Source organism: Sphingomonas sp. IW22, assembly GCF_041321155.1.
Classification (GTDB): Bacteria; Pseudomonadota; Alphaproteobacteria; order Sphingomonadales; family Sphingomonadaceae; genus Sphingomonas.
Window position 1 is genome coordinate 73,494 of record NZ_JBGGWB010000001.1, and the last position, 25,281, is coordinate 98,774.

The 25,281-nt window shown below is 64.7% G+C and carries 20 protein-coding genes; 12 read left to right on the forward strand and 8 right to left on the reverse strand.

Going from position 1 to position 25,281, the window contains the following annotated elements:
• Positions 1-21: 21 nt before the first annotated feature.
• Entirely contained in the window at positions 22-375 is a 354-nt protein-coding gene (locus ACAX61_RS00395; RefSeq protein ID WP_370712859.1) for a YraN family protein, read from the reverse strand.
• Entirely contained in the window at positions 372-1,211 is an 840-nt protein-coding gene (gene rsmI / locus ACAX61_RS00400; protein ID WP_370714857.1) for a 16S rRNA (cytidine(1402)-2'-O)-methyltransferase, read from the reverse strand. The genes ACAX61_RS00395 and rsmI overlap by 4 nt, the downstream gene beginning before the upstream one ends.
• A 13-nt stretch (positions 1,212-1,224) precedes the next feature.
• Between rsmI and ACAX61_RS00405 the strand changes: the two genes are divergently transcribed.
• On the forward strand, positions 1,225-2,421 hold the full coding sequence (locus ACAX61_RS00405) for a penicillin-binding protein activator (protein ID WP_370712860.1): 1,197 nt from the start codon (positions 1,225-1,227) through the stop codon (positions 2,419-2,421).
• 18 nt (positions 2,422-2,439) lie between these two features.
• Here the strand turns inward: ACAX61_RS00405 and ACAX61_RS00410 are convergent, their stop codons facing one another.
• Both ACAX61_RS00410 and ACAX61_RS00415 read right to left on the reverse strand, forming a co-directional pair.
• Positions 2,440-3,030, reverse strand: a complete 591-nt coding sequence (locus ACAX61_RS00410) for a nucleotidyltransferase family protein (RefSeq protein ID WP_370712861.1) — start codon at positions 3,028-3,030, stop codon at positions 2,440-2,442.
• On the reverse strand, positions 3,027-3,950 hold the full coding sequence (locus tag ACAX61_RS00415; RefSeq protein WP_370712862.1) for an XdhC family protein: 924 nt from the start codon (positions 3,948-3,950) through the stop codon (positions 3,027-3,029). Before ACAX61_RS00415 ends, ACAX61_RS00410 begins: the two co-directional genes overlap by 4 nt.
• An 85-nt stretch (positions 3,951-4,035) precedes the next feature.
• Here ACAX61_RS00415 and ACAX61_RS00420 point away from each other — a divergent pair, with 85 nt between their 5' ends.
• The 4 genes from ACAX61_RS00420 to ACAX61_RS00435 are packed head-to-tail and all read left to right on the forward strand — an operon-like array spanning position 4,036 to position 7,606.
• Complete coding sequence (locus ACAX61_RS00420) at positions 4,036-5,076, forward strand: glycerophosphodiester phosphodiesterase (protein WP_370712863.1); 1,041 nt, start codon at positions 4,036-4,038, stop codon at positions 5,074-5,076.
• A gap of 1 nt (position 5,077) precedes the next feature.
• On the forward strand, positions 5,078-5,341 hold the full coding sequence (locus ACAX61_RS00425) for a hypothetical protein (RefSeq protein WP_370712864.1): 264 nt from the start codon (positions 5,078-5,080) through the stop codon (positions 5,339-5,341).
• A gap of 49 nt (positions 5,342-5,390) precedes the next feature.
• Positions 5,391-6,383 (forward strand): aspartate carbamoyltransferase catalytic subunit, encoded by a 993-nt coding sequence (locus tag ACAX61_RS00430; protein ID WP_370712865.1) that lies wholly within the window; start codon positions 5,391-5,393, stop codon positions 6,381-6,383.
• Entirely contained in the window at positions 6,380-7,606 is a 1,227-nt protein-coding gene (locus ACAX61_RS00435; protein ID WP_370714858.1) for a dihydroorotase, read from the forward strand. The genes ACAX61_RS00430 and ACAX61_RS00435 overlap by 4 nt, the downstream gene beginning before the upstream one ends.
• A 25-nt stretch (positions 7,607-7,631) precedes the next feature.
• Here the strand turns inward: ACAX61_RS00435 and ACAX61_RS00440 are convergent, their stop codons facing one another.
• Genes ACAX61_RS00440 through ACAX61_RS00450 form a run of 3 tightly spaced genes read right to left on the reverse strand, consistent with a single transcriptional unit; the run spans position 7,632 to position 9,974 of the window.
• On the reverse strand, positions 7,632-8,843 hold the full coding sequence (locus ACAX61_RS00440) for an SPOR domain-containing protein (protein WP_370712866.1): 1,212 nt from the start codon (positions 8,841-8,843) through the stop codon (positions 7,632-7,634).
• 44 nt (positions 8,844-8,887) lie between these two features.
• The gene (locus ACAX61_RS00445) at positions 8,888-9,253 is read right to left on the reverse strand and encodes a ribbon-helix-helix domain-containing protein (RefSeq protein WP_370712867.1); all 366 of its coding nucleotides are present in this window, start codon (positions 9,251-9,253) and stop codon (positions 8,888-8,890) included.
• Between the two features lie 4 nt (positions 9,254-9,257).
• Positions 9,258-9,974, reverse strand: a complete 717-nt coding sequence (locus tag ACAX61_RS00450; RefSeq protein ID WP_370712868.1) for an AAA family ATPase — start codon at positions 9,972-9,974, stop codon at positions 9,258-9,260.
• 153 nt (positions 9,975-10,127) lie between these two features.
• Between ACAX61_RS00450 and ACAX61_RS00455 the strand changes: the two genes are divergently transcribed.
• The 6 genes from ACAX61_RS00455 to ACAX61_RS00480 all read left to right on the forward strand — a co-directional run bounded on the left by ACAX61_RS00455 (position 10,128) and on the right by ACAX61_RS00480 (position 20,403).
• Entirely contained in the window at positions 10,128-11,039 is a 912-nt protein-coding gene (locus ACAX61_RS00455; RefSeq protein ID WP_370712869.1) for an SPOR domain-containing protein, read from the forward strand.
• Positions 11,040-11,119: 80 nt separating this feature from the next.
• Positions 11,120-12,097: an alpha/beta hydrolase gene (locus ACAX61_RS00460; protein ID WP_370712870.1), complete on the forward strand. Its 978-nt coding sequence runs from the start codon at positions 11,120-11,122 to the stop codon at positions 12,095-12,097.
• Between the two features lie 80 nt (positions 12,098-12,177).
• A complete protein-coding gene (locus tag ACAX61_RS00465; RefSeq protein WP_370712871.1) occupies positions 12,178-15,276 on the forward strand; it encodes a response regulator in 3,099 nt (1,032 codons plus the stop codon).
• Positions 15,273-16,139 carry a CheR family methyltransferase gene (locus tag ACAX61_RS00470; protein ID WP_370712872.1) on the forward strand — a complete coding sequence of 289 codons (867 nt, stop codon included), beginning with the start codon at positions 15,273-15,275 and terminating at the stop codon, positions 16,137-16,139. The genes ACAX61_RS00465 and ACAX61_RS00470 overlap by 4 nt, the downstream gene beginning before the upstream one ends.
• Positions 16,129-17,958 (forward strand): response regulator, encoded by a 1,830-nt coding sequence (locus ACAX61_RS00475; RefSeq protein ID WP_370712873.1) that lies wholly within the window; start codon positions 16,129-16,131, stop codon positions 17,956-17,958. Before ACAX61_RS00470 ends, ACAX61_RS00475 begins: the two co-directional genes overlap by 11 nt.
• A gap of 102 nt (positions 17,959-18,060) precedes the next feature.
• On the forward strand, positions 18,061-20,403 hold the full coding sequence (locus ACAX61_RS00480) for a glycoside hydrolase family 95 protein (protein ID WP_370712874.1): 2,343 nt from the start codon (positions 18,061-18,063) through the stop codon (positions 20,401-20,403).
• A 69-nt stretch (positions 20,404-20,472) separates the two neighbouring features.
• On the opposite strand, the gene ACAX61_RS00485 is transcribed toward ACAX61_RS00480, so the two are convergent.
• Positions 20,473-21,417, reverse strand: coding sequence for an alpha/beta hydrolase (locus tag ACAX61_RS00485; protein ID WP_370714859.1), 945 nt, complete (start codon positions 21,415-21,417; stop codon positions 20,473-20,475).
• 1,012 nt (positions 21,418-22,429) lie between these two features.
• Between ACAX61_RS00485 and ACAX61_RS00490 the strand changes: the two genes are divergently transcribed.
• On the forward strand, positions 22,430-25,030 hold the full coding sequence (locus ACAX61_RS00490) for a PAS domain-containing hybrid sensor histidine kinase/response regulator (protein WP_370712875.1): 2,601 nt from the start codon (positions 22,430-22,432) through the stop codon (positions 25,028-25,030).
• The last annotated feature ends 251 nt before the right edge of the window (positions 25,031-25,281 follow it).

Here is a 25,281-nt window from a genome sequence, read left to right on the forward strand (position 1 = left end):
TACGCCGCCCTTTGCCGCCTGTCACCCGATCCAGGCATTCTCGATATGGTGGGGCAGACATCCCGGCGCCAGCAGCACGACATCGATCCGCACATCGTCACCCGGTTGCGCATGAACGGGCGCCAGCACTTCCGCCGCTGCGGCCACGCGGGTCAGTCGAGCCATGTCGATGGCATGGTCCAGTTCAGCAGCGGTGGCGCGCGCCTTTACCTCGACAAAGGCGACGACGCCGGGACGCCGGGCGATCAGATCCACCTCACCCGCTGGCGTCCGCACCCGCTGCGCCACGATGGTCCAGCCCTTCAGTCGCAGGTACCATGCGGCCTGATCCTCCCCCCGCCGCCCGCGTGCTTCGGCGGCGTGGCGGTCCCTCAACGCTCGCCCTTCATCGCCATAGCGCGTGCGTAGAGTTCACGACGGTCCAGCTTCAGCCGCTTCGCCACTTCGCCCGCGGCCTTGGCGGGCGGCAGGCGGGTCAGCGCCTCTGCCAGCGCGGCGTCGGCATCCTCGGCGCCGGCGGGTGGCGGCGCTTCGGGCGGGGCGACGATAATCACGATCTCCCCCTTGGGCGGCGCATCGGCATAGCGCGCGGCCAGTTCCGACAGGCGGCCGGTCACGCATTCCTCGAACCGCTTGGTGATTTCACGTGCGACGCCTGCTTCCCGGTCGCCCAGACCCTCGGCCAGCGCGGTCAGGCAGGCGGACAGGCGCGGCCCCGATTCGTACAGGATCAGCGTGGCGCGAATCGCCGCAATCTCGGAAATTGCTTCGCTGCGGGCGTGCGCCTTTGACGGCAGAAAGCCGATGAACAGAAACCGGTCGGTCGGCAGCCCCGCCAGCGTCAGCGCCGCCACCGCCGCACACGGACCCGGCACCGTCACCACCAGATGCCCCGCCGCGCGCGCATCGCGCACCAGCTTGTAACCGGGATCGGAAATCAGTGGCGTGCCCGCATCGCTGACCAATGCGACGACTTCGTTACCCATTCGCGCGATCAAACCGGGCCGGACGCCATCGGCATTGTGATCGTGATACGGGGTCATCGGCCGCTTCACGCCGATGTGGCGGAGAAGGTTGGCGGTCACGCGGCTATCCTCTACGGCCACGACATCGGCGTGCGACAGGATATGTGCCGCACGCGGCGAAAGGTCACCGAGATTGCCGATCGGGGTGGCAACGATATAGAGACCGGGCAAGAGTTCGGCGTACATGAGGGGAATAGCCATGGCAGAGGCGCTTGGGAAACCGCAACCGGGAATACGTCTGGGACGCCTGGCGACCATGTTGGTGGCGATGGCGGTCAGCGCCTGTTCCACCATCGTGCCGCGCGGTGCGCCGCCGGGTGAAGCTCCGCCGCCCACCGCTCGCCCCACCCCCGGTCCCGCGCCCGTGCGCCCCGGATTGCCGCAGGACGAGACACGCCACCGCGTCGCGTTGCTGGTGCCGCTGACGGGGCCGAATGCGCGCGTCGGACAAAGCCTGGCCAACGCGACTCAGCTCGCGCTGCTCGACAGCCGCAGCGAAGCGGTGCGAATCACCAATTACGACACAGCGCGCGGGGCTGCCGCCGCTGCACAGGCCGCGATTCGCGACGGCAATCGCCTGATCCTGGGGCCGTTGCTCAGCGAAAATGTTCGTGCCATCGCGGCCATCGCGCGGCGGGCGGACGTGCCGGTGATCAGCTTTTCGAACGACACCAGCGTTGCGGGCGACGGGGTGTTCGTCATGGGCTATACCCCCGCCCAGTCGATCGAGCGGGTGGTCGAACATGCGCGCCGTAGCGGTGTGAACGACTTTGCGGGCTTGGTCCCGTCGGGCCTGTATGGCGAACGCGCCTCCACCAGTTTCCTGCGCGCGGTCGAATCGGCGGGCGGCCGGGTGGTTGCGTTGCAGACCTTTGACCGCTCCTCGCGCTCGATTTCGGCGGCGATCGGACGGCTGTCCGAACCCTATCAGGCGGTGCTGATTGCCGATGGCGCACAAACGGCGGCGGGCGCGGTTCCTGTGCTTCGTCGCAGCGCCAATGGTCGCGCGGCGCGCGTGCTGGGCACCGAATTGTGGAATACCGACTCGAACGTCGGGGCGAACGCGGCGCTGAACGGTTCGTGGTACGCCAGCGTGGCGAACAATCTGTATCAGCAATATGCCGGCAAATATCGCACCCGTTTCGGCACGGCGCCCTATCGACTGTCGTCCATGGGCTATGATGCGGTGCTGCTGACGGTCCGCATTGCCCGCGACTGGCGCGTCGGCAGCGCCTTTCCCGCCGCCCGGCTGAACGACGGCGACGGCTTTGCCGGGCTGGACGGTGCATTCCGCTTCGGGCGCGACGGCGTGGCCGAGCGCGCGCTTGAGGTGAAGGAAGTTCGTGGCGGCACGACCGTTACGGTCAGCCCCGCGCCGCGCAGCTTCGCGCGCTAAGCTCGACCGGGGCGGTGGTCAGATGCCGCCGCCCCGGATCTTTTCACGCAGTTCGGTCAACTGGTCGGGCGTATCAATGTCGATCAACTCGGCAGGGCTGGTCACCACATGATGCCCCGCGCGCACCAGCGCACGCGCGCCAGCATCGCCCGTAAGCGACTCCAGCGCACCGAAATGGTCCGCACCGAACAGCGCGGGCGGCATTGGGCACACCCCGTCGCTTGACGCGACCACCGCATCGCTTCCGACCGCCGTGTCGAGCAGGCGATAGATGTGCGTCGCCGTTACGCGCGGCATGTCGGCCAGCGCGACCAGCACCGCCTTTGCCCCCGCTTCACGCACCGGCTTCATGCACAGGGCCAGCGATCCGCCCTGCCCCTGTTCCGCGTGATCGTTGAGGATCACCCGGTATCCCCGCCCTGCGAAATCGAGGCAGGTGCCCGATATTACCGCGATGCGCGTGCGAAAGGGCACGGCTTCCAGCGCGGTGACGACGTGAAAACCCAGCGGTTCTGACAGATAGGGCTGCTCTAGCTTGTCGATGTCACCGAACCGCTTCGAGCGTCCGGCCGCCAACAGGACCAGCGCGGTGTCTTCGGCCGCGATCACGCCACGTCGCTCCGCCAGGCCTGGACCATCGCCGCGGCGATCGACAGGGCGATCTCGGCAGGGCCGATGGCGCCGATGGCCAAGCCGGCGGGTGCGTCGATCCGCGCACACTGGTCCTCGCTAACGCCCATGGCGGTCAGCCGCTCAAGGCGCGCGGCATGGCTGCGTCGGCTGCCCAATGCCGCCACATAGCCGGTGGGCGCAGCCAGCGCGGCGATCAGTGCGGGATCGTCGATCTTGGGATCGTGGCTCAACGTCACGACCGCGCTGGTGCGTGACGGGCCCAGCGCCTCTATCGCTTCATCGGGCCAGCGATCGTCCAGCGTCACGCCGGGAAACCGCTCCGCCGTCAGGAATCGTTCGCGCGGGTCAATCACGATGGTCTGGATGCCAAGCGGCACCGCCAGCCCGACCAGTGACTGCGCGATCTGCACCGCGCCCACGATCAGCAGGCGGCGGGGCGGGTCATAGCGATTGACGAACGCCGCCCCCTCGACCGGGCGAAGCGATGACTGCCCGCTGCCGAGGTCGGTCGATACCGACAGGCTGCGGCCGGCGCCGCGCGCTTCTGCGATACGCTCGAACAGTTCGGGGTCGAAACCATGGGCCGCGACCGGCTGCACCAGCACCGCGATCTCGCCCCCGCATGGCAGGCCCACTTCCCACGCCGCCGCGTCCTCAACCCCGTATCGCTTCAGCACGGCGGGCGCACCGCCGATCACCTGAGCAGCCGTGGCGATAATGTCGTTCTCAACGCAGCCACCTGATACCGACCCTTCGAACCGGCCATCGGCATGGACCAGCATATGGCTGCCGCGCGGGCGCGGGGCGGAACCCCAGGTGGATACCACCGTCGCCAGCGCCATCGGCGCGCCCGCCCATTCGCGCGCTGCAGCGATTACCCGGTCATTGTCGTTCACTTTGTCACCTGTCCGTCATCCCGCCTCCGCATAGGCGAAAGCCGGGGGCGATGCTAACGCCCTGCATCATGAAGGGGTTTCGGAGATGGGCATCGCCCTGTTCGCGGCAATGGCAATCGCGGCAATAGGCGCCGGACAGGCGCAACCCATCGTCATCGCCCATCGCGGCGCCAGCGGGGAGCGGCCAGAACACACGCTTGCCGCCTATGACCGCGCGATCGAGGTGGGCGCCGATTTCATCGAACCCGATCTGGTGCTGACCAAGGACGATGTACTGGTTGCCCGGCACGAAAACGACATCACCGACACGACCGACGTCGCAACCCGCGCCGAATTCACGGATCGTCGCGCGACCAAGGTGATCGACGGCCAATCGCATACCGGCTGGTTCACCGAGGATTTCACCCTCGCTGAACTCAAGACGCTGCGCGCCAAGGAACGCCTGCCCCAGCTTCGGCCCCAGAATGCGGAATATGACGGCCGCTTCGAAATCCCGACACTGGCGGAAGTGATTGCACTGGCGAAGCGCCGCTCCACCGAAACCGGGCGAACGATCGGCATTTATCCAGAAACCAAGCATCCCAGCTACTTCGCGTCGATCGGCAAGCCGATGGAAAAGCGGCTGGTCGAACAACTGCACGCAGCCGGATGGGACTCGCCCGAAGCGCCAGTCTTCATCCAGTCGTTCGAGGTGAATAATCTAAAGGCCCTGCGCCGCATGACGCGGCTGCGTCTGATCCAGCTTATGGTCGGTGCGGGCGCTCCGGTGGACGGGGCGGTGCCCAGCTATGCCGCGATGCTGACGCCCGACGGGCTTCGCGCCATCGCCGCTTATGCCGACGGCATCGGCCCCGAAAAGCGCCTGACGGTCGATGACGACGGCACGCCAACGGGACTGGTGACGGCGGCACATGCGGCGGGGTTGCAGGTCCATCCGTGGACTATTCGTGCCGAAAACGTCTTTCTGCCCCTGGGCGACCGGGTCGGCACCGATCCACGCGCGCGCGGGCGGGTACACGATGAAATCGCGCGCCAGATCGCGGCCGGAGTCGATGGTTTCTTTACCGATTTCCCTTATGATGGCGTGGCGGCGCGCGACGCGGCGCAGGGTTCGGGACAAAAGTGACATGCGTATCGGAATGGCACTGGCGGCGATGGCGCTGCCGCTGTTGAGCGGGGGCTGCATCGCCAAGACCGCATGGGACGTGGCGACGCTGCCGGTCAAGGCGACCGGACAGGCTGTGGACTGGGCCACCACCAGCCAGGAAGAGGCGGACCGCAATTACGGCCGCAAGATGCGCAAGAAAGAGGCTGAGGAAGGCCGCCGCCTGCGCGAGGAAGAACGCCGTCGCAAGCGCGAGGAACGCGAATGGCGCGATGATGACGACTGATCGGCCGCCGCTTGCATCGCTCTGCGCGCCCGGATAACCGCCAGCCCCGATGCAACCCCCTTCCGATCATCGCCCCTCGGCCCAGCTTCCCGGCGGCGCCGTTTTTCCGCACCGCCACCTGACCGGTATTTCGGGGCTCCAGCCGCACGAAATCACCTTTCTGCTCGACGAAGCCGAACAGTGGATCGAGGCGAACCGCGCGCGCGCGAAAAGCGACCGCAGGCTGGAGGGCGTGACCCAGATCAACGCCTTTTTCGAAAACTCGACGCGCACATTGTTGTCGTTCGAAATTGCGGGCAAGCGGCTGGGCGCCGATGTGGTCAACATGACCGTCGCCGCATCCAGCGTGAAAAAGGGCGAGACGCTGATCGACACCGCGGTCACGCTGAACGCGATGCGCGCCGACGTGATCGTCATCCGCCACATGGCATCCGGCGCCGTCGGCCTGATCGCCGATAAGGTCGATTGCCCCGTGCTGAATGCAGGGGACGGCGCACATGAACATCCGACCCAGGCGCTGCTGGATGCGCTGACCATCCGCCGCCGCCGCGGACAGGTTCAGGGACAGCGCGTGGTGATCTGCGGCGACATTCTGCACAGCCGGGTGGCACGGTCGAACATCCTCGCACTGACGGCGCTGGCGGCAGAGGTGCGGGTGGTCGCGCCGACCACGCTGATGCCCGCCGCCATCGAGGCGATGCACGTCACCCCCTTCACCGATTTCGATGCCGCGCTGGAGGGCGCCGACGTGGTGATGATGCTGCGGCTTCAGAACGAACGGATGTCGGGCGCCTATATCCCGTCAACCCGCGAATATCATCGCCGCTATGGCCTGACCCCCGAACGGCTGGCGCGCGCCAAGCCCGACGCGCTGGTAATGCATCCGGGACCGATGAACCGCGGGATCGAGATCACCTCCTCCGTCGCCGACCTGCCCGGCCGCTCCGCAATTACCGAACAGGTCGAAATGGGCGTGGCGGTACGGATGGCGTGCCTGGACGTACTGACCCGACGCTCGCGCCGGGTGGCGGGCTGGGCATGACCGTAACCGCCTATATCAACGCCCGGCTGATCTGCCCCGCAAGCGGAGAGCGCGACGGTACGCTGCTCGTCGCCGGGGACAGCATCGCCGCCATCGGCGCGGTCGACGTGCCGGGCGATGCCACGATCGTCGATTGTCGTGGCAAGATGCTGGCGCCCGCCCTGGTCGATCTGGGCGTGTTCGCCATCGACAAGGCGGCCTGTATCGCAGGCGGCATCGCGCGCATCGGCCTGATGCCCGACCAGTCACCAATTCTGGACGATCCGGGGATCGTTCAGCGCGCATCGGCCATCGGCAAGCCCGAATTGTGGGTCCATCCCATCGCCGCCGCGACCCGCGAGCTGAAGGGTGTCGATCTGGCCGAAATGGCGATCAATGCCGAAGCGGGCGCGCGTGCGGTAGCGACCGGGCGTGGCTGGATCGCCGATTCCAGCGTCATGCGCCGGGTGCTGGGTTATGCCCGCGATCTGGGCCTGACGGTCATCACCCATGCCGAGGACGCCACCCTGACCGCAGGCGCTGTCGCAACGGAGGGGGAAACTGCCACCCGGCTCGGCCTGTCCGCCGCACCGCCCGTAGCCGAAGCGCTGGCGATTGCCCGCGACCTGATGCTGGCTGAACATGTCGGCGCCGCCGTTCATTTCCGTCAGGTGACAACCGCTGCAGGTTTCGACCTGATCCGCAGGGCGAAGGCGCGCGGTGTGCGCGCTACCTGTGGCATCACGCCCGCGCACCTGCTGCTGTCCGACCTGGCGATGAGCGACTTCCGAACCTTCATGCGCCTGTCTCCGCCGCTGCGGAACGAGGGCGACCGGCAAGCCGCGCTGGCGGCGCTGGCCGATGGCACGATCGACGTTCTGTGTTCGGGGCACGACCCGCGTGGGCCAGAGGAAAAGCGCCTGCCCTTTACCGATGCCGCGCCAGGCATGTCGGGAGCCGAGACGTTGCTCGCCCTGTCGCTGGGGCTGGCGCGCGACGCCGGGCTGTCACATCCGCGCCTGTTCGACCTTCTTGCCGCAACGCCCGCGCGCCTCATGGGATTGAATGCCGGGACGCTGGCCGTCGGCGCGCCCGCCGATCTGGTGCTGCTCGATCCCGGTGCACCGTGGCAGATCGTGGGCGACGCGATGGTCGCAAGTGCCGGCAACACGCCGTTCGACGGCCTGCCGGTTCAGGGCCGCGTGCTTCAGACGATAAAAGGGGGCATCAGGCTCGCGGCCTGACACCCCCTCTCCCCCCTAACCAAACTCAGCGGGCGGCGAGTTGAACCTCGCCGGCCCAGTGCGCCGCGACTTCGCCGACGCTCTTGCGCACGAAACAACTTGCGCCACGGGCCCGGACATCGCGGCACAGCGCATTTGCATCGGCCCGCGTGTAGCCGCCGACCGACAGGCGATAAAAATGGGCGCCGCCGACATTGGCGGTCGCGCCATATGGCGTCTGCCGCGCAAGTGCAGGCACGCTGTCGTTCAACCGGCGCCAGGCGTCCTGAGCGATCGCCGCGCTTTCGAACGCGCCCAGCTGAACATAGTAGCGGCCATCGGCCGGCTGCCGGGCAGCGACTTTGACCTCAACCGCGCGCGGCGGCACGGCAAGGCGCAACGGCATCGCCTGAACGACTTCCTGTGGCGCGGCGAAGATGACGCGCTTGTCTTGGGACTGCCCTGCGACATCCGCTTCGCTAACCGCGGGCGGCTCGCTCGCCGGTGTCGGCACCACCGCAGGCGCTGCCACGGCGGCTGGCTGCTGCGGTCGCCGTAACGCCAACTGGACCGGCATACCGCCGTCCTCGACCGGCGTGACGCCCAGTAATGACGCCACCTGATCCCACGCATGAACCGGCCGGACGAACCGCGCCCATTCGACGATCCGGTTCATCGCATCCGCTGGGGACAGGTCGATCGCGGCGATGACGTGCGCTTCCTGCCAGCGCCCCGCCAGCGCGAGCGCGAGCGCCAAGTTCTGACGCACCTTTGCATCCGCTGACGGCGCTCGCGCCGCCGCGCCCAGCACCTCGATCCCCGCGCCCGGATCGCCCGCCAGCGCGATGGCAAGTCCCCGGTCGGCAGGCTGGATCGCCGCGGCATGATCATCCAGCAAACGGCGCGCCGATACCGGATCGCCAAGCGCGATCCGCGCCAGCGACAGGTTCAGCGCCACCCGGCCATCACCGGGCGACAGGACCAGCGCCTCCTCAAGCACCTGAGCAGCGGAGACGAAACGTCCCGCCGCCAGATACGCACGCCCCAGCAAAGCGCGGTAACCTGCGTCCTGCGGCGCGAGCAGCACCGTCTGTTCGGCCCGGCCCACAGCTTCCTCGTTGCGATGGCGTTCGAGCGCCTTTTCAGCCAGTCGCGCCTGCTTGTCAGCTGCCCGTTCCTGCGCCGCTGCGTCCTGCACCGCCGCCAGGGAGGTCGACAGGTTCAGCGGCAGCGTCGTCATTGCCCCAGCGACGGCCATACCAAACCCCAATCGCTTGCCCCAGTGCATTGCCCGTCCCCCGATCAACGATTGCCGTCAGGATCGCAGGGCCCCGCTGATGGCGCCTCAGGTGCAAACCGCGATGCGAGATACTCGTCCAGCGCTTCCGCCATTACAGCCTGTGCGGAGCGCCCCTGTGCCGCGCTTGCCAGCTTCAACCGCGACAGCCGCTCGGCATCGAGTGTCAGTGCAACGCCGTCGCGGTGCACGGCACCTTGAGCAGCAAGCTGTTCAAGGACCGGCGGCGGGCCTTCGGCCGCGGGGTTCTCGACCGGCACGACGGGTTGAGCGATCGTCTGCGGACGCATCGCGGGCCGGGCCTGTCCCTTGCGGGCGAGTAGGCCAGGCGACAGCGAGGCGGGACGTTTCAGCGCGCGTGACATCGGCATAGGATCAGTTCACACCCCGGCGACCAAAGCTGCCCATCGGCCGCATCCCACCAAAGCCCAGCCCGCCGGTCGCAGGCGCGGCAAAGACGGTGCGGCGAAAATTCTTCTCAAGCCGGTCGGCGATATACAGCCACAGCGATTCGATCTCCGCTGCCGAACGGCATTTGGTGTCGATCTCCATCACCGTGCGCCCGTCGATCATCGACGCGCCGAAATCGGTGCGGTGATGGACGGTGACCGGGGCGACGGTGCCATGCTGGGACAGGGCCACCACCGCCTCCCCGGTGATTGCCGCCTTTGGCGTCGCCGCGTTCAATACGAAGACCAGCGGCTTGCCCGCGCGTTCGCACAGGTCGACTGTTGCGCCGACGGCGCGCAGGTCGTGGGGGCTGGGCCGCGTTGGAATAACGACCAGCTCGGCCACCTGAATGACGCTCTGGATGGCCATGGTAAACGCCGGCGGGGTATCAATGACGGCCAGTTTGAACCCCTGTTGGCGCAGGATTTCCAGGTCCGACGCCAGACGTGCAACCGTCGTCTGGGCAAATGCCGGCGCCTCCGCCTCGCGCGCGTTCCACCAATCGGCCAATCCGCCCTGCGGATCGATGTCGATCAGCACCACCGGCCCCGCGCCCGCACGTTCCGCCTGCACCGCCAGATGCCCGGAAAGCGTCGTCTTTCCAGAACCACCTTTCTGCGACGCCATCGCCAGAACGCGCATAAAATCCCCTGAAGCCCACCAGTCAGCATGGCAAATGGCATCCGATCGGATAAAAAGACGTTAATCCCGGTTTACCGCGCTGCCACGAACGCGATCGGGGTCGCGGCCGTTTGCCGGTGGTGCCTGTCCGCAACCCGCCCATGGGGATCGCTTATGTATATGCCGCTGCTGGTGACGGCGCTTCTATCCGTGCCCTTGGCCACGCCGTCGCCCCAGCCCGCTCAGGTCACGGCAGGTGTCGATGCCTGGGCAAAGGGTGACTATGAACGGGCGGTCCAACATTGGCGCGCTCCGGCCTCTGCGGGGGATGCCGATGCCCAGTTCAATCTGGGGCAAGCCTATAAGCTCGGCCGGGGCGTGCCTGCAGATACGGCCTTGGCTGCGCAATGGTATCAAAAGGCAGCAAGCCAGGGTCACGATCGCGCTGGCGACAATCTGGGGCTGGTGCTGTTCCGCGCAAACCGGCGGGCCGAAGCGTTGCCATGGCTGGAAAAATCTGCAGCTCGCGGCGGCGCGCGGGCGCAGTTCGTGCTGGGAACCATGTTGTACAACGGGGACAATGTTACCCGAGATCCGGTGCGGGCCTATGCGCTGATGACCCGTGCAAAGGCTGCGAGCATGCCGCAGGCGGCAAGCTCTCTGGCCCAGATGGAGCGCTTCCTGACCAAGGAGCAGCGAGAGGAAGGCGTGGCACTGGCCCGCCGTTACGAACGCGCCACGCCCACAAGAGCCGTGGCGAGCACGCCGGTGCCTCGATCCGGCACCCCGGCCCGTCCAGCGGCCGCGCCTTCAGCGGCGCCGGCAAGGACGGAACGGCCATCCACCGCCGCCGCAAGCGGTGGCTGGCGCGTGCAACTCGGCGCCTTCCGTGACGACGGAAATGCCCGCACTCTCTGGGGCAAACTGTCGAGCGGCGGCGCGCTGGCCGGGGCACAACCCTTTTACGTCAAGTCGGGTGACGTCACGCGGCTGCTCGCCGGCCCTTTCGGATCAAGCGCCGAAGCAACGCGCGCCTGCAACGCGGTCAAGCGCGCGGGCGCAGACTGTCTCCCCGTTGCCCCCTGATCGCCACGGCCAAATTTCGGCCCCCTTTTTCAGTTTGGATGCGGCAATTCTATCGAGAAAGCCGGACGACAGGGGGGTAAATGAAGGTTGATCGCCGTTCGCTGCTGGCCATTGGTGCGGGCAGCCTTGCCGCCCCCTTGGCAGGTCAGACGCCACCGCCCTCTGACGCTGGCATCGAACCCGCGCTGGCCGATCCCGCTGAAACCATCGATCTGTGGCCCAAGGGCGTACTGAACCCGCCGCCGGGTCTCATCGAGGAGACGGTTCAAAGGGGTAGCAGCCCCGCGACCAGCGACCGCTTTGTCAGGGGCGTGACGCGGCCACGTCTAGCGGTGTTCCGCCCCGTCCGCTCGAACGGTCGGGCCGTCATGGTCACGCCCGGCGGCGGCTATAGCGTGACGGTCGTGGACAAGGAGGGGTATGAGCTCGGCCGCTGGCTGTCAGCGCGGGGCTATACGGTGTTCGTCCTGTTCTATCGCCTGCCGGGTGAAGGCTGGGCCGATCGCGGCAATGTCCCCCTGTCCGACGCGCAACGTGCGATGCGGCTGATCCGCGCGCGCGCCGGCGAATATGGCTTCGATGCGGCCAAGCTGATGGCCATCGGCTTCTCGGCGGGCGGCCATCTCTGCGCCGATCTGGCGACGCGTTTCGCGGTCCGGACCTATGCGCCGATCGACGGCGCGGACCGGCTTTCGGCGCGGCCATGGCTTGCCGCGCCAATATATCCGGTGGTTACCATGACCCTGCCGGTGGCTCATGGCGGCTCACGGGAGAAGCTGCTGGGCGCCGCGGCAACACCTGAACAGGAAGCCATCCACTCCCCCGATCGCACCATGCCGGATGACGCGCCGCCGCTGTTCCTGGTCCATGCGGAGGACGATGCCACCGTGCCGGTCCAAAATACGCTGTTGTTGCGCGCGGCTGCACGGGCGCGAGGTATCAGCGTTGACTGCCACCTGTTTTCAGTCGGCGGGCACGGTTTCGGTATCGCCGGCGCGCGTGGCAAGCCGGTCGAGGTCTGGCCGGAATTACTGCACCGGTGGATCGAGGCGCACTGACCATCCTGTAGGTCGCCGTAAGCGCCGACCGCATAATGAAATGCTTTCGATTGTCGTTCAAACGCCGTAACTGTGATTTCATGACCAGCCCCGCGAGACGCGAGCCGATAATATATGGCCTATTAGGCCTGTTGCTGTTGCTGCCGTTTGCGGCGGACACGATCATGCCGCTCGGCACGGCGGTTTGGGTCGCCTATCTGATCCCGACGGTCATCGCCTATTTGGCCAAGCGGCCACAAACCCCCGCCGTGGTGGCTGCGTTTGCGACATTGTTGACGATTGCCGGTTTCAGCCTGGCACCCGCAGGGGTCAGCCCCGAAGTGGCAATGGCGAACCGCGCCATCGGCGTTTCGGTCATCTGGGTACTGGCGGTCACCGGTTATCTGTTCATTCGCAACCGAACGGAAGTGCAGCGACAGGAATGGCTGCAAATAGGTCAGGTTGGGCTGGCTGAAGCGGTCGGCGGCGAACAATCGCTGGAAATATTGGGGCATAACGCCCTTAAATACCTCGCGGAATATCTGAACGCCCAAGCGGGCGCGATGTTCGTGAACGATGGAGCAGGCTATCAACGGCGGGCAACCTATGGCGTCCCGGCCGACGCGCCCCTGCCCCAGACCATCGGGGAACGCGACGGACTGATGGGACAGGCCATTGCCGACCAGCGCCGCTTCGTTCTGGACGCGGTGCCGGAGGGTTACCTTTATTTCGGCTCTTCAATGGGTCGCTCGCGCCCTTCGCGTTTGCTGATCGCGCCGACTATTGCCGACGGCACCGCCAATTCGGTGATCGAGCTGGGCTTTGCCGAGGGTGAGATGCCCGAAGATGCGGAGTTGCTGCTTGAGCGGGTGTCCGAACAGCTGGGCGTCGCGGTTCGGTCGGCCAAATATCGCGCACGGCTGCGCGAGCTTCTGGATGAAACGCGCCAGCAGTCGGAGGAGCTTCAGGCACAGAGCGACGAACTGCGCGCAAGCAACGAAGAGCTGGAGGCACAGACTCGCCAGCTTGAGGAAGCCGCCGCCCGGCTGGAAGAACAGCAAAGCGAGCTGGAACGCAGCAATGCCGAGCTTGGGGCACAGACCCAGCAGTTGGAGATCCAGCGCGACGACCTGACCCGCGCGCGCGCCTCGCTTGAAGCGCAGACCAGCGATCTGGAACAGGCCAGCCGTTACAAATCCGAATTCCTCGCCAATATGAGCCATGAGCTGCGCACGCCGCTCAATTCGCTGCTCATCATGGCACGCCTGCTGGCGGAGAACCGCAATGGCAACCTGTCGCCCGAGCAGGTGCGGCACGCAGAAACGATCGAAACGTCAGGCAACGACCTGCTGGCGCTGATCAACGACATTCTCGATATTTCCAAGATCGAGGCGGGCAAGCTGGAATTGCAGCTGCGGCCGGTCCGCGTGTCGCCCGTGCTCGACAAGATGAAGGCCGTGTTCGGCCCCTCTGCCGCTGCCAAGGGGCTGGTGTTCGAGGCCGACGCAGAGTCCGGTGCTCCGGTTGAGATCGAAACCGATCCGCAGCGTCTGGAACAGGTGTTGAAGAACTTCCTGTCGAATGCGGTCAAATTTACTGACAGCGGTTCAGTCGCGCTGTCGGTCGCACGTCAGGACGACGGTCGCGTCGGCTTTACCGTACGCGATACCGGGATCGGTATCCCGTCCGACAAGCAGCAGCTGATCTTCGACGCCTTCCGCCAGGCGGACGGCACCGTCAGCCGCAAATATGGCGGCACCGGCCTGGGCCTGTCGATCTCACGCGAACTGGCGCGCTTGCTTGGCGGCGAGATCGCGGTCGAAAGCGTCGCGGGCGAAGGCAGCGCGTTTACGCTGATCCTCCCCGAACGCTTCGACGCCTCTGCCGCCCCGCCGGTACCGCGTCCGGTACAGCCCGCGGTCGAACGGCGAATGCAGCCGTCCAACCCGAACCCGACCCGCCTGCCGCGCCGCACCTATGTCGAGGACGATCGTGAGCGGTTGAGCGGCGACGCACGCGTCATCCTGGTGGTCGAGGATGATCCGGTCTTTGCCCGGATCCTGTCCGACATCGCACATGAACTCGGATTTCAGTGCCTGATCGCCGGGACCGCCGATGAAGGCGCGCTGATGGTGCGCCAGTATCTGCCGCACGCCGTCATTCTGGACATGAACCTGCCCGACCATACCGGCCTGTCGGTGCTGGACCGGATCAAGCGCGACGTGGCAACCCGGCACATCCCTGTCCATGTCGTCTCAGTCGATGACGACAGCCAGGCCGCACTGTCGAGCGGCGCGATGGGTTATCTGTTCAAGCCGGTGCGGCGCGAACAGCTGATCGACATGCTTGAGGGGCTGGAGGCACGCATGTCGCAGCGGATGCGCCGCGTGCTGGTGGTCGAGGATGATGCCCAGCAGGCCGAAAGCATCAAGCTGCTGCTCGCCAGCCGCGATGTGGAGACGATCGAGACCCATTCGGCCGCGACCTGTTTCGACATGCTGGGGCGCGAGACCTTTGACTGCATGGTGCTGGACCTGAACCTGCCAGATGCGTCGGGCCTCGACCTGCTCGAACGGTTGAGCGCGGATGAGAGCGTCGGCTTCCCGCCCGTGATCGTCTATACCGGTCGCGACCTGCATCCGGACGAGGAATTGCGGCTGCGCAAATATTCCAAATCGATCATCGTAAAGGGCGCAAAGTCCCCCGAACGACTGCTCGACGAAGTCACCCTGTTCCTGCATCAGGTCGTATCGGAACTGCCCGAACCGCAGCAGCAACTGATCGCCAAATCGTTGGGTCGCGATTCCACGCTTGAGGGCCGCCGTATCCTGATTGTCGAAGATGATATCCGCAACGTCTATGCGCTGACCAGCGTGTTCGAGCCGCATGGCGTGTCGGTGCAGATCGCCCGCAACGGGCGCGAGGGCCTGGACGCATTGCAACGCGCCAGCGCCGGGGAATCGGACCCGATCGACTTGGTACTGATGGACGTGATGATGCCCGAAATGGACGGGCTGACCGCCACGCGGGAAATCCGCAAGTCGGTATGGGGCAAGCAACTGCCGATCATTGCGCTGACCGCGAAGGCGATGGCACGCGACCAGCAGGAATGTGTGGAGGCCGGCGCCAACGATTATCTGGCCAAGCCGCTCGACGTCGACAAGCTGCTCAGCCTGGTGCGCGTCTGGATGCCGCGATGATCGATCCGGAAACCTTCGAACCGCATGAGGAAATCGAGCTGGACCTGCTGCTGGAGGCGATCTGGCGGCATTATCAGTTCGACTTTCGCGGCTATTCGCAAGGCTCGCTCCACCGCCGGCTGGCGCGTGCGCAGCAGCATTTCGGGTGCGAGAGCCTCTCGGAGCTTCAGCACCGCATCCTGCGCGAGCCTGCGACATTCACGTCGCTAATGGGATATCTGACCATTCAGGTCAGCGAGATGTTTCGCGATCCTGATTATTTCCGCGCGCTGCGTGAGAAGGTGGTACCGCATCTTCGCACCTATCCGTCGATCAAGGTCTGGATCGCCGGGTGCGCTAATGGCGAGGAATTCTATTCGCTGGCCATCCTGTTTCGAGAGGAAGGGCTGGAGGATCGGACGATCTTCTATTGTACCGACATCAGCCCGGCCGCGCTGGCGCAGGCAGAGGCCGGGGTCTATGAGCTGGAGCGCATTCCCCGCTTCACTCAGAACCATCGCCGGTCGGGCGGGCGCAGTTCGCTGTCCGATTATTATACCGCCGCTTATGGCCGGGCAGTGTTCGACAAGTCGTTGCGCGCACGCACCGTGTTCGCCGCGCACAGCCTGGCAACGGACGAGGTATTCAGCGAGGTCCAGCTCGTATCCAGCCGCAACGTACTGATCTATTTCGACCGGAACCTTCAGGATCGGGCATTGGGTCTGTTCGGCCAGTCCTTGGTACGTGGCGGATTCCTGGGACTGGGCGCGCGGGAAACCCTGCGCTTCTCCCGCTATGCTGGCGCATTTGCCGATTTCGAAGAGGGCGAGAAAATCTATCGTCGCAACACCGTCGATCTAACGGAGGTCGCCGATGCGGCCTGAACCTGTCCCAATTCTGGCCGTCGACGATGTGCCCGAAAACCTGAACGCGCTCGAGGCGCTGCTCGCGGGTGAGGATGTCGTCCTCAAAAAGGCGCGTTCGGGGATGGAGGCGCTTGAGATCCTGCTGGTCGAGGATGTGGCGCTTGCCCTGCTCGACGTGCAGATGCCGGGCATGGATGGCTTTGAGCTGGCGGAATTGATGCGCGGGACTGAACGCACCCGCCGCGTTCCAATCATCTTCCTGACCGCCGTCGCAACCGATGAGCGCCGCAAGTTCCGCGGCTATGAAACCGGCGCGATCGACTATCTGCTGAAGCCTGTCGACACCCAGATCGTCCGCAGCAAGGTGGCCGTCTTTGTCGAACTGTTCCGTCAGCGCCGCGAACTGGCGAAACAGCGCGACCAGCACGCCGCCGCCCTCGCCCGGCTTCAGGCGCATCGTGACAATTCGCCGCTGGCAATCGTCGAACTGGACGCTAATCTGCGGATTCTGGCGTGGTCCAAGGGGGCACAGCGCCTGCTTGGCTGGCGCTCGGCTGAGGTCGCCGGCTTTACCATCGGTGAGACGAACTGGCTTGAGCCTGAGGGCGTTGCTGCGATCGGTACGCTGGTCGGGGACATGATCGCAGGCGAGCGCCTTCGCGACATGCAGGCGCTCACGTTGCGCACAGCGGTCGGCACGCGGTTGGACTGCGAATGCTATTGCTCCGCCCTGCTGGATGCAGAGGGAGCGCTGGTTTCGGTCAACGTCCAGATCCTGGACGTAACCGCCCGCAAACGGGCCGAGGCGACCCAGCGGCTGTTGATCGGTGAGCTGAACCACCGGGTCAAGAACACGCTGGCATCGGTTCAGGCGATTGCGACGCAGACGTTGCGCCACTCGACTGGCCCCTCGGACTTTGCGCCAACCTTTATCGGGCGCATCCATGCGCTGGCTCGCGCCCATTCGCTGCTCAGCAGCACGACGTGGCAGGGCGCAAGCCTGCGCGAGCTGATCGAGGGGCAGATCCAGACCGGCACGATGGAGGCCGGCACGCTGGTCGCGACCGGGCCGGAACTGGACCTGAAGCCCGAACCCGCACTGCATCTGGCACTGGTGCTGCATGAATTGACAACCAACGCCCATAAATATGGCGCCCTGTCGGTGCCGGGCGGGCGGGTCGAGCTTGAATGGTCGGTGCAGGGCGGCACGCTGTCGCTATGCTGGTGCGAACGGGGCGGCCCGCCTGCTCAGGCCCCCACTCGCCGGGGTTTTGGCAGTGCGTTGATCGAGCGCAGCCTGCGGGCTGAGGGCGGCACCGCGCAGGCGCAATATGGGGAAGCAGGGCTGTGCTGGCACTTCACCCTTCCCTATGACGCGCGTCCCCGCGGGCCGGCGGCTTCGGCAGAGGCGCTGGGACCGGTCGTGGCGACCCTTGCCGATGCCGCCGACCATGCACTTGACCTGCCTAAGCGGGTTCTCGTGGTCGAAGACGAACCGCTGATCGGAATGGAGATCGGCGATCTGCTGAACGATCACGGCATCACCATGGTGGGACCGATCGCAACGCGCGATGCAGCGCTGGCCGCGATCACGACTGAAGAGTTCGACATGGTGCTGCTCGACGGCAATCTTCAGGGTGAGCCAGTCGATGCGATCGCCCGCGCCCTGATCGAACGCGGCACCGGATTCCTGTTCGTTACCGGCTATGGCCGCGATCATCTGCCCACCGGTTTTGACGACGTGCCGATCGTGACCAAGCCCTTTGGCGCACAGGAATTGATGACCCGCCTGAAGACCGGCTTCGCTGCCTCAGCCAGCAGGCATATGCCCGCCTGATCAGCCGGCGCGCCTGCTGCTAATTGCCGCCGCCCGTGGGATTGGCATCGTCAAACCCGCTCCGCCGCTTTAGCATCGCCGAAAAGACGGAGGGGAATAAGGATGCTGACACGCAGGCAGACGATGGCCGCGATGGCCGCCGGGACGGTCATGCTTTCGATGGACGGCACCGCCCGCACCGTCGATCCGCGCCGCCGCACGACGCTGTGGTACCGCCAGCCCGCGACTGAATGGACGCAGGCGCTGCCCGTGGGCAATGGTCGGTTAGGTGCGATGGTGTTCGGCGGCACGCGCGAGGAACGGCTGCAGCTGAACGAAGGGACGTTGTGGGCAGGCCAGCCCTACGATCCGGTCAACCCCTTGGCGCGTGAGGCGCTGCCCAAGGTGCGCGAGTTGATCTTTGCAGGGCGGATCGAGGAAGCTGAGGCGCTGACGAACGAGGCGCTGATTGGCCGGCCAAAGGTTCAGATGCCTTATCAGGCACTGGGCAACCTGCGCCTGACCTTTCCCGATGTTACCGAGCCTAGCGAGTATCACCGCGAACTCGATCTCGAATCCGCCATCGCCACCACCCGCTTCACCGCCGGAGGCGTCACGCATCTGCGGGAAGTCATCGCATCGAAACCGGATCAGGTCATTGCAGTGCGGCTCAGCGCATCGAGGCCCGGCACGCTCGACGTGGATGTGGCACTCGACACCCCGCATGAGGGCGCCGCGACCCGGTCAACCGCGCGCGAAATCGTGCTGGAGGGAGCAAACCGCCCGGCCAGCGGCGTGGACGCCGGGCTGCGCTTTGCGGCACGGCTGGCGCTGTCGGCAAAGGGGGGGCGTGTCACACCGGCGGCGAATGGCAGCGTCAGCATCCGCGGGGCGGACAGCGTTACGCTGTTGCTGGCCATGGGAACCAGCTTTCGCCGGTTTGACGATGTGTCGGGCGATCCTGCGGCGGCGACTTCGGCCACGCTGGCTAAAGCCGTCACGCGCGGTTTCGATCGCATCGCCGCCGACGCTTCTTCAGAGCATCGCCGGTTGTTCGGGCGCGTGTCGATCGACTTGGGCCGAACCGCTGCGGCCGACCAACCGACCGATGCACGTATCCGCCAGTCCCAGGAGAGCGATGACCCCGCGCTTGCGGCGCTGTACTTCCAATATGCGCGTTATCTGCTGATCGCCTGCTCCCAACCGGGCGGCCAGCCCGCGACCCTTCAGGGCCTGTGGAACGACAGCCTCAACCCGCCGTGGCAGTCCAAATACACGATCAACATCAATACCGAGATGAACTACTGGCCCGCCCATTCGACCAATTTGACCGAATGCGCCGCGCCGCTGGTCCAGATGGTGCGCGATCTGGCCGAAACGGGCGCGCGCACCGCGCGAGAGATGTATGGCGCGCGCGGTTGGGTGGTTCATCACAACACCGACCTGTGGCGCGCGACTGCGCCGATTGACGGCGCGTCATGGGGCATGTGGCCCACCGGGGGTGCGTGGCTGTGCACCCATTTGTGGGAGCATTACGACTATACCCGCGACCGCGCCTTCCTGGCATCCGTCTATCCGCTGATGGCAGGTTCCGCCCGCTTCTTCCTCGACGCGCTTCGGCGCGATCCGCGAACCGGCTTTCTGGTCACTAATCCGTCGCTCAGCCCGGAAAATCAGCACGGCCATGGCGGCGCGCTGTGTGCGGGGCCGACGATGGACATGGCGATCCTGCGCGACCTGTTCGACCAGACCGCAGCAGCCGCCGTGCTGCTCGCGATCGACACCCCGCTAGTGGCCGAAATGAGGGCGGCACGGGCGCGTCTGGCGCCCTACAAGATCAGCAAGCGTGGAGAGTTGCAGGAATGGCAGGAGGATTGGGATGCCGACGCGCCCGAACAGGACCATCGGCATGTGTCCCATCTTTACGGCGTCTATCCCTCGCACCAGATTAGCACCGATGATACGCCCGAATTGGCGTCTGCGGCGGCCCGAACGCTGAATATTCGCGGCGACCGGGCAACCGGTTGGGCCACGGCGTGGCGCATCAACCTGTGGGCGCGCCTGCGCGACGGAGAACGCGCGCATGGCATTTTGAAGTTCCTGCTCGGCCCCGAACGTACCTATCCCAACATGTTCGACGCACACCCGCCGTTCCAGATCGACGGCAATTTCGGCGGCGCAGCGGGCGTGGTCGAGATGCTGATGCACAGCCATGGGGACGTGCTTGAGTTGCTACCGTCGCTCCCGCGGGAATGGCCTTCGGGACGCATCAGCGGCCTGCGCGCACGCGGCCGCTGCACGGTTGATCTTGCCTGGCGCGGTGGAGCGCTGGACCGAGTGACCCTTAGCCCTGAAATCGCCGGTAAACTTCAGGTTCGCGCAATGGGACGCCGGGTCGACGTCACGCTGCAGCCGGGTCGAAGGGTCACGCTGGACCGCACTTCCTTTGCCCGCGCGCAGACCTGACGGAAAAGGGACTGTTCATCCCGCGATGAACAGCCCCTCCCTCGCCCGCCGCGGATAACCCCGCCGCGATCAACCCTTGGGCTTCAACAGGCCATGCATGTCCAGCCACCGGGCGAAGGCATCGAACCAGCCTGTGCTGGTCGTCGTCTTTTGATACATACCGAAGCCATGCCCACCCTGTTCGTAAAGGTGGAATTCGACGGGACGCTTCGCTGACTTCCACGCCTCAACCAGGCCGAAACCGCTATCGGTAAACAGCGGATCGTCAGCGGCCAGCGCCACGAACAATGGCGGCGCGTCGGCGGGCACGGAAACTGGCGCAACCGGGCCATAAATGTTGCCGATGAACGCGGGCTTCGCGTCCTGCCCCGCCAATGTGGTGGCCATCGTCAGCATCGCACCGGCGGAAAATCCAACCATTCCGATGCGGTCCGGGTCGACCCGCCATTCATTCGCCCGACGACGGATCAGCGCAAACGCTGCCCGTGCATCCGCAATCTGGGGGCCCAGATTGGCCATCATCTCGCTGGGGCTTGGCCGCGCCTGGCGTGCTCCGCCCGACGGCGGCCGCGGTCCTGATGCGCGTTCGAACGCGGCCATATCAGCCGGGGTCTGGTTCAGGCGATATTTGATAACGAACGCCGCCACTCCCTTCGCTGCAAGTGCCTTGGCAACGTCCCACCCTTCATTTTCCATCGACAGCGTTCGAAAACCGCCACCGGGCGCAACGATAACGGCGGCGCCCGTCGCCTTGGCTGGATCGGGCAAAAATGGGGTCAGCGTGGCAACCGTGACGTTCCGCGCGAACACGCTACCATATTGGCTATGCCAGGCCTCCGAAGCGGTCGCGCCCGGCAACGGACCCGTGCCAAGCTCGATCGCCGTAGGCTGCGCCGGGATCGGGATAGGCGCCATTTTATCGTTCTGAGCATGAGCGGGGCTCGACAGGGCGACGGACAGCGCCACCCCAGCATTATAGGCCCGACCCCGTACCGAGCGCATACCGCGCCACATTTCTCCGACAGGTTTCAACGACGCTCTCCCGTTAGATGGTGTTTTGTTTTTCTTGTCCTACTAAAGGTAGCGCTAACCTGTCCATCGCAAACGCTGTTCGATGCGGCGATGTATCTGCGGGTATCGGGTCGCAATGGCGTGACTTACTCTGAGAAACCCCAACTGCCCTCAATATGGTTGAGCCAGCTTTGTGGGGCGTACATCCGCAATCGCCGTTTGGCGATCGAACGCTCGGGAATGGCGGGTTTGGTATGTCATCGAGCAAGATCGAAAGCGATTGCGCCAGCATCGTGGCGACAGCAACCGACCGAGATTTCGGCGCGTTCCGGCCGCGCGTGTAAACCGGTGTAAAACGCATCTACCGCTAAAGCGCTAAGTCTTCGAAGGATTGGTCGGGGAGACAGGATTCCTGACCGATTTACGCCAATCGCTAAGCCAATGTTTTCGCGTCGCCGCACAACCCGTCTGTCTGCGCGTTGCACAGCAAGGCGTACAATTATGCAAGCGCTGCTGAATGGCTCGGCAGTCGCTTTGAATGTACGAATCGTGGCGCACGTGGCACCTGTTTGCGGCCGTTCGAAAACCTGCGGCCGCAACCCGAAACCGGTCATCCGCTAAGGTTCCGGTGGGATTAAAAGTCCCGCATTCGACTACCGAATATGGCCACCACAGGCGGGTCAGCGGAACGGCAGCTTTCTCACTTGAAGGCTGTCCAAGCCGCCATTCGTTCAGCCGAAGTATCGCGGCAGCTTCGCGCCCAATCTCGGTCATCGAAACTGCGACGACAACCGCCTAAAAATGGACATCAAATTAGCGGGCGCAATCTGGCCGCAATGTTGGCCTTTCCGCCCGGACAGATTGCAGCATTGGAGCGATCGTAAGCGGCACGGGCGAGGCTGAACCACAGAAGAGTTTTGGCACGTCAAAACATGTCGAGCTTCAAGGGGCTGCAAAGGCGCTCGCCGATTGCTAGGGAAGTCGAAGACAAAGTTTTTCAACAGATTCCAGGTACATGTTCCTCAACGATACAAGCGTTACCGGACTCGAGATTGCGAGCCGCGACTGGTCCGGGACGCCATTAGGCTCGATAGAGGGGTGGCCGCCCGCGCTACGCACGACACTCGCGCTAATGCTGGCCAGTCCGACACCCATGTTCCTCGCATGGGGACCGGACCTGCGATGCTTCTACAATGATGCCTATCGGCCGATCCTCGGCTATCGGCTCCAGAGCGCGCTTGGTCGGCCGTTTCGTGAGGTTTGGGCGACTATCTGGAGCGATATCGAACCACTGGTGAATGCAGCGCTTGCCGGCGAGAGCCAGATCGTAACGGACATGCGTCTTGATGTAAGCCGCAGCGGAGCGCCTGAGGAGAGTTGGTGGACCTTCACTTATTCGCCAGCGTATTATGACGCTGGTAGCATTGCAGGTTTATTCTGCGTCACGGGCGAGACCACGTCGCGCGTGGTCGCCGAACGCGACCGAGATGCGGCTGACGATCGCCTGCAACTGGCACTATCGGCAGGCAACAGCATCGGCGTTTGGGATTGGGACGTCATCAACGATCGGCTGACTGCGGATACGCGGTTCGCCACTCTTTACGGCGTCGAGCCTGATCAGGCGGCAAAAGGCGCGCCGATTGCCGAGTTTTTCAACGGTATCCATCCCGACGATTTGCCGCGTGTGCAGGCGGAAATCGGAAGGGTGATGGCCGGCGACGGTAATTTCGCCTCTGAGTACCGATTACTCGACAAGGACGGCACGATCCGATGGGTTGCAGCGCAAGGGCGCTGTATTTTCGATGACGAGGGCAAATGCGTTCGTTTTCCGGGTGCCAGCTACGACATCACCCAACGCATGGTGTCCGATCTGGCCCTGAAAGCGGCTAAGGCGGAACGTGAATTCGTCATCGACCTGACGGTAGCTCAGCGCAAGCTGAGCGATCCCGAGGCTATCATACGGCTTTCCGCCGAAATGCTCGGGCACCGTCTCGGCATCAATAGAGTCGGCTATTACCGTTTGGTCGGCGCCAAACATCTTCGCCATGGTTGTAACTGGACGGACGGAACATTGGCTCCGTTGACGGGCATCGAACCCGTTAGCCGCTTCGGTAAGCGCGCCGAGCAGTTGAGACGGCGTGGAAAGACGCTGGTGTTCAGCGACAGCCGACATGATGATGAGCATGATTTCCTTCCTTTGGCTGATCAGGGCGTGCTCTCGGGCGTGTGTGTGCCGCTTATGCAAGAAGGCGTCTGGCAAGCGGGTATGTATCTGCACCACGCCGAAGTAAGGCATTGGACTGCGGCGGAGATTGCGCTGGCCAAGGAAGTAGTCGATTTAACATGGTTGGCAGTGGACCGCGCGCAAGCCGTGATGCGGCTCAACCAACTGGTCAATAAGCAGAACGCGGCGCTTGTTGAAGCAAGCACTGAAATCAAGAGCGAGGCTACGGCGCGCTCCGCTGCCGAATTGCAAGTTCGTCAGCTTCAGAAGATGGAAGCAGTGGGCCAGCTTACCGGTGGTATCGCCCACGACTTCAACAACATGCTGGCTGTCGTCATCGGCGGCCTCAACCTTGCCCAGCGCCGGCTGGACCGGGGTGAAACCGACATCAAGCGTTTTATGGACGGTGCCATGGAAGGCGCAACACGTGCCGCCGCCCTGACACAGCGCTTGCTAGCCTTTTCGCGCCAGCAACCGCTTGCGCCCGAAAGCATCGACGCGAACCGCCTGGTCAACGGTCTGACAGAACTACTCGCTCGAACGCTGGGTGAGCGGGTGCGACTCGAAACGATATTAACGCCCGGTCTATGGAAGACGCTTGCCGATCCGGTCCAGCTTGAAAACGTCATCGTAAACCTGGCGGTCAATGCCCGCGACGCGATGCCCGATGGCGGGCGCCTGACGATCGAAACCGGCAATGCCGATGTCGATGCCGATTACGCGCTGGAAGCCGAGGTGCCGGACGGTCACTATGTCATGATAGCCGTGAGCGACACCGGTACGGGCATGTCACAAGAGGTATTGGCAAAGGCCTTTGAACCCTTCTTCACGACTAAAGGCGTCGGCAAGGGCACGGGCCTGGGCCTTAGCCAGGTCTTCGGCTTCGTCCGCCAATCTGGCGGTCACGTCAAAATTTATTCGGAGGTCGGTCATGGGACAACGATCAAGGTCTACTTGCCGCGTACCTTAGATGGAGAGATGCAGCCTGTAACGAGGCGCGCGCCGGTTCTTGCACGTGCTGGATCGCCCGATGAGATCATCATGGTGGTGGAGGATGAGGAGCGCGTGCGCAACTTCTCCACGGAAGCGTTGCGGGAGTTGGGCTATACCGTCCTTCACGCAGCCAGCGGCCCAGCGGCATTAGCCTTGATAGATGCCGGGCAGGATGTCACGCTGCTCTTTACCGATGTCGTTATGCCGGAGATGACGGGACGGCAGCTCGCCGACGAGGCAATCAAGAGACTGCCGGATTTGAAAGTCGTCTATACGACCGGATACACCCGCAATGCGATCGTCCACAATGGCGTGATCGATCCCGGGACCAACTTTCTGGCCAAACCGTTCGGGATCGATCAGCTTGCTGCCAAGATACGTGAGGCGTTGGACGGCTAGCTCGCAATCATGTCGCGAAAGGTGCCGAAGCGCTTCGGGGTTCGTGTCGCAGACAGGGCGTTTTCCGCAGGTCGCCCAGCAAGGACCTCTAGTTAAACCGCGTAGCCCTCACCCCTTCGTGTTTAAACAGGTAGGAGAAATGGCTGCGTCGAACTATCCCGTCGCAGACTACGGAGCGGGGGCGCGATTGCGCCGTTTTTGTATATCCTGCATCGGACGGCCGCGATGCCGGACATTCGGAATTGGCCGGC

Bases quoted from the DNA above. Each gene is read 5' to 3' on its own strand.
- rsmI (WP_370714857.1), bottom strand. From the start codon at position 1,211: ATGTACGCCGAACTCTTGCCCGGTCTCTATATCGTTGCCACCCCGATC.
- ACAX61_RS00405 (WP_370712860.1), top strand. From the start codon at position 1,225: ATGGCAGAGGCGCTTGGGAAACCGCAACCGGGAATACGTCTGGGACGC.
- ACAX61_RS00420 (WP_370712863.1), top strand. From the start codon at position 4,036: ATGGGCATCGCCCTGTTCGCGGCAATGGCAATCGCGGCAATAGGCGCC.
- ACAX61_RS00425 (WP_370712864.1), top strand. From the start codon at position 5,078: ATGCGTATCGGAATGGCACTGGCGGCGATGGCGCTGCCGCTGTTGAGC.
- ACAX61_RS00430 (WP_370712865.1), top strand. From the start codon at position 5,391: ATGCAACCCCCTTCCGATCATCGCCCCTCGGCCCAGCTTCCCGGCGGC.
- ACAX61_RS00435 (WP_370714858.1), top strand. From the start codon at position 6,380: ATGACCGTAACCGCCTATATCAACGCCCGGCTGATCTGCCCCGCAAGC.
- ACAX61_RS00440 (WP_370712866.1), bottom strand. From the start codon at position 8,843: ATGGCCGTCGCTGGGGCAATGACGACGCTGCCGCTGAACCTGTCGACC.
- ACAX61_RS00445 (WP_370712867.1), bottom strand. From the start codon at position 9,253: ATGCCGATGTCACGCGCGCTGAAACGTCCCGCCTCGCTGTCGCCTGGC.
- ACAX61_RS00450 (WP_370712868.1), bottom strand. From the start codon at position 9,974: ATGCGCGTTCTGGCGATGGCGTCGCAGAAAGGTGGTTCTGGAAAGACG.
- ACAX61_RS00455 (WP_370712869.1), top strand. From the start codon at position 10,128: ATGTATATGCCGCTGCTGGTGACGGCGCTTCTATCCGTGCCCTTGGCC.
- ACAX61_RS00460 (WP_370712870.1), top strand. From the start codon at position 11,120: ATGAAGGTTGATCGCCGTTCGCTGCTGGCCATTGGTGCGGGCAGCCTT.
- ACAX61_RS00465 (WP_370712871.1), top strand. From the start codon at position 12,178: ATGACCAGCCCCGCGAGACGCGAGCCGATAATATATGGCCTATTAGGC.
- ACAX61_RS00470 (WP_370712872.1), top strand. From the start codon at position 15,273: ATGATCGATCCGGAAACCTTCGAACCGCATGAGGAAATCGAGCTGGAC.
- ACAX61_RS00475 (WP_370712873.1), top strand. From the start codon at position 16,129: ATGCGGCCTGAACCTGTCCCAATTCTGGCCGTCGACGATGTGCCCGAA.
- ACAX61_RS00480 (WP_370712874.1), top strand. From the start codon at position 18,061: ATGCTGACACGCAGGCAGACGATGGCCGCGATGGCCGCCGGGACGGTC.
- ACAX61_RS00485 (WP_370714859.1), bottom strand. From the start codon at position 21,417: ATGTGGCGCGGTATGCGCTCGGTACGGGGTCGGGCCTATAATGCTGGG.
- ACAX61_RS00490 (WP_370712875.1), top strand. From the start codon at position 22,430: ATGTTCCTCAACGATACAAGCGTTACCGGACTCGAGATTGCGAGCCGC.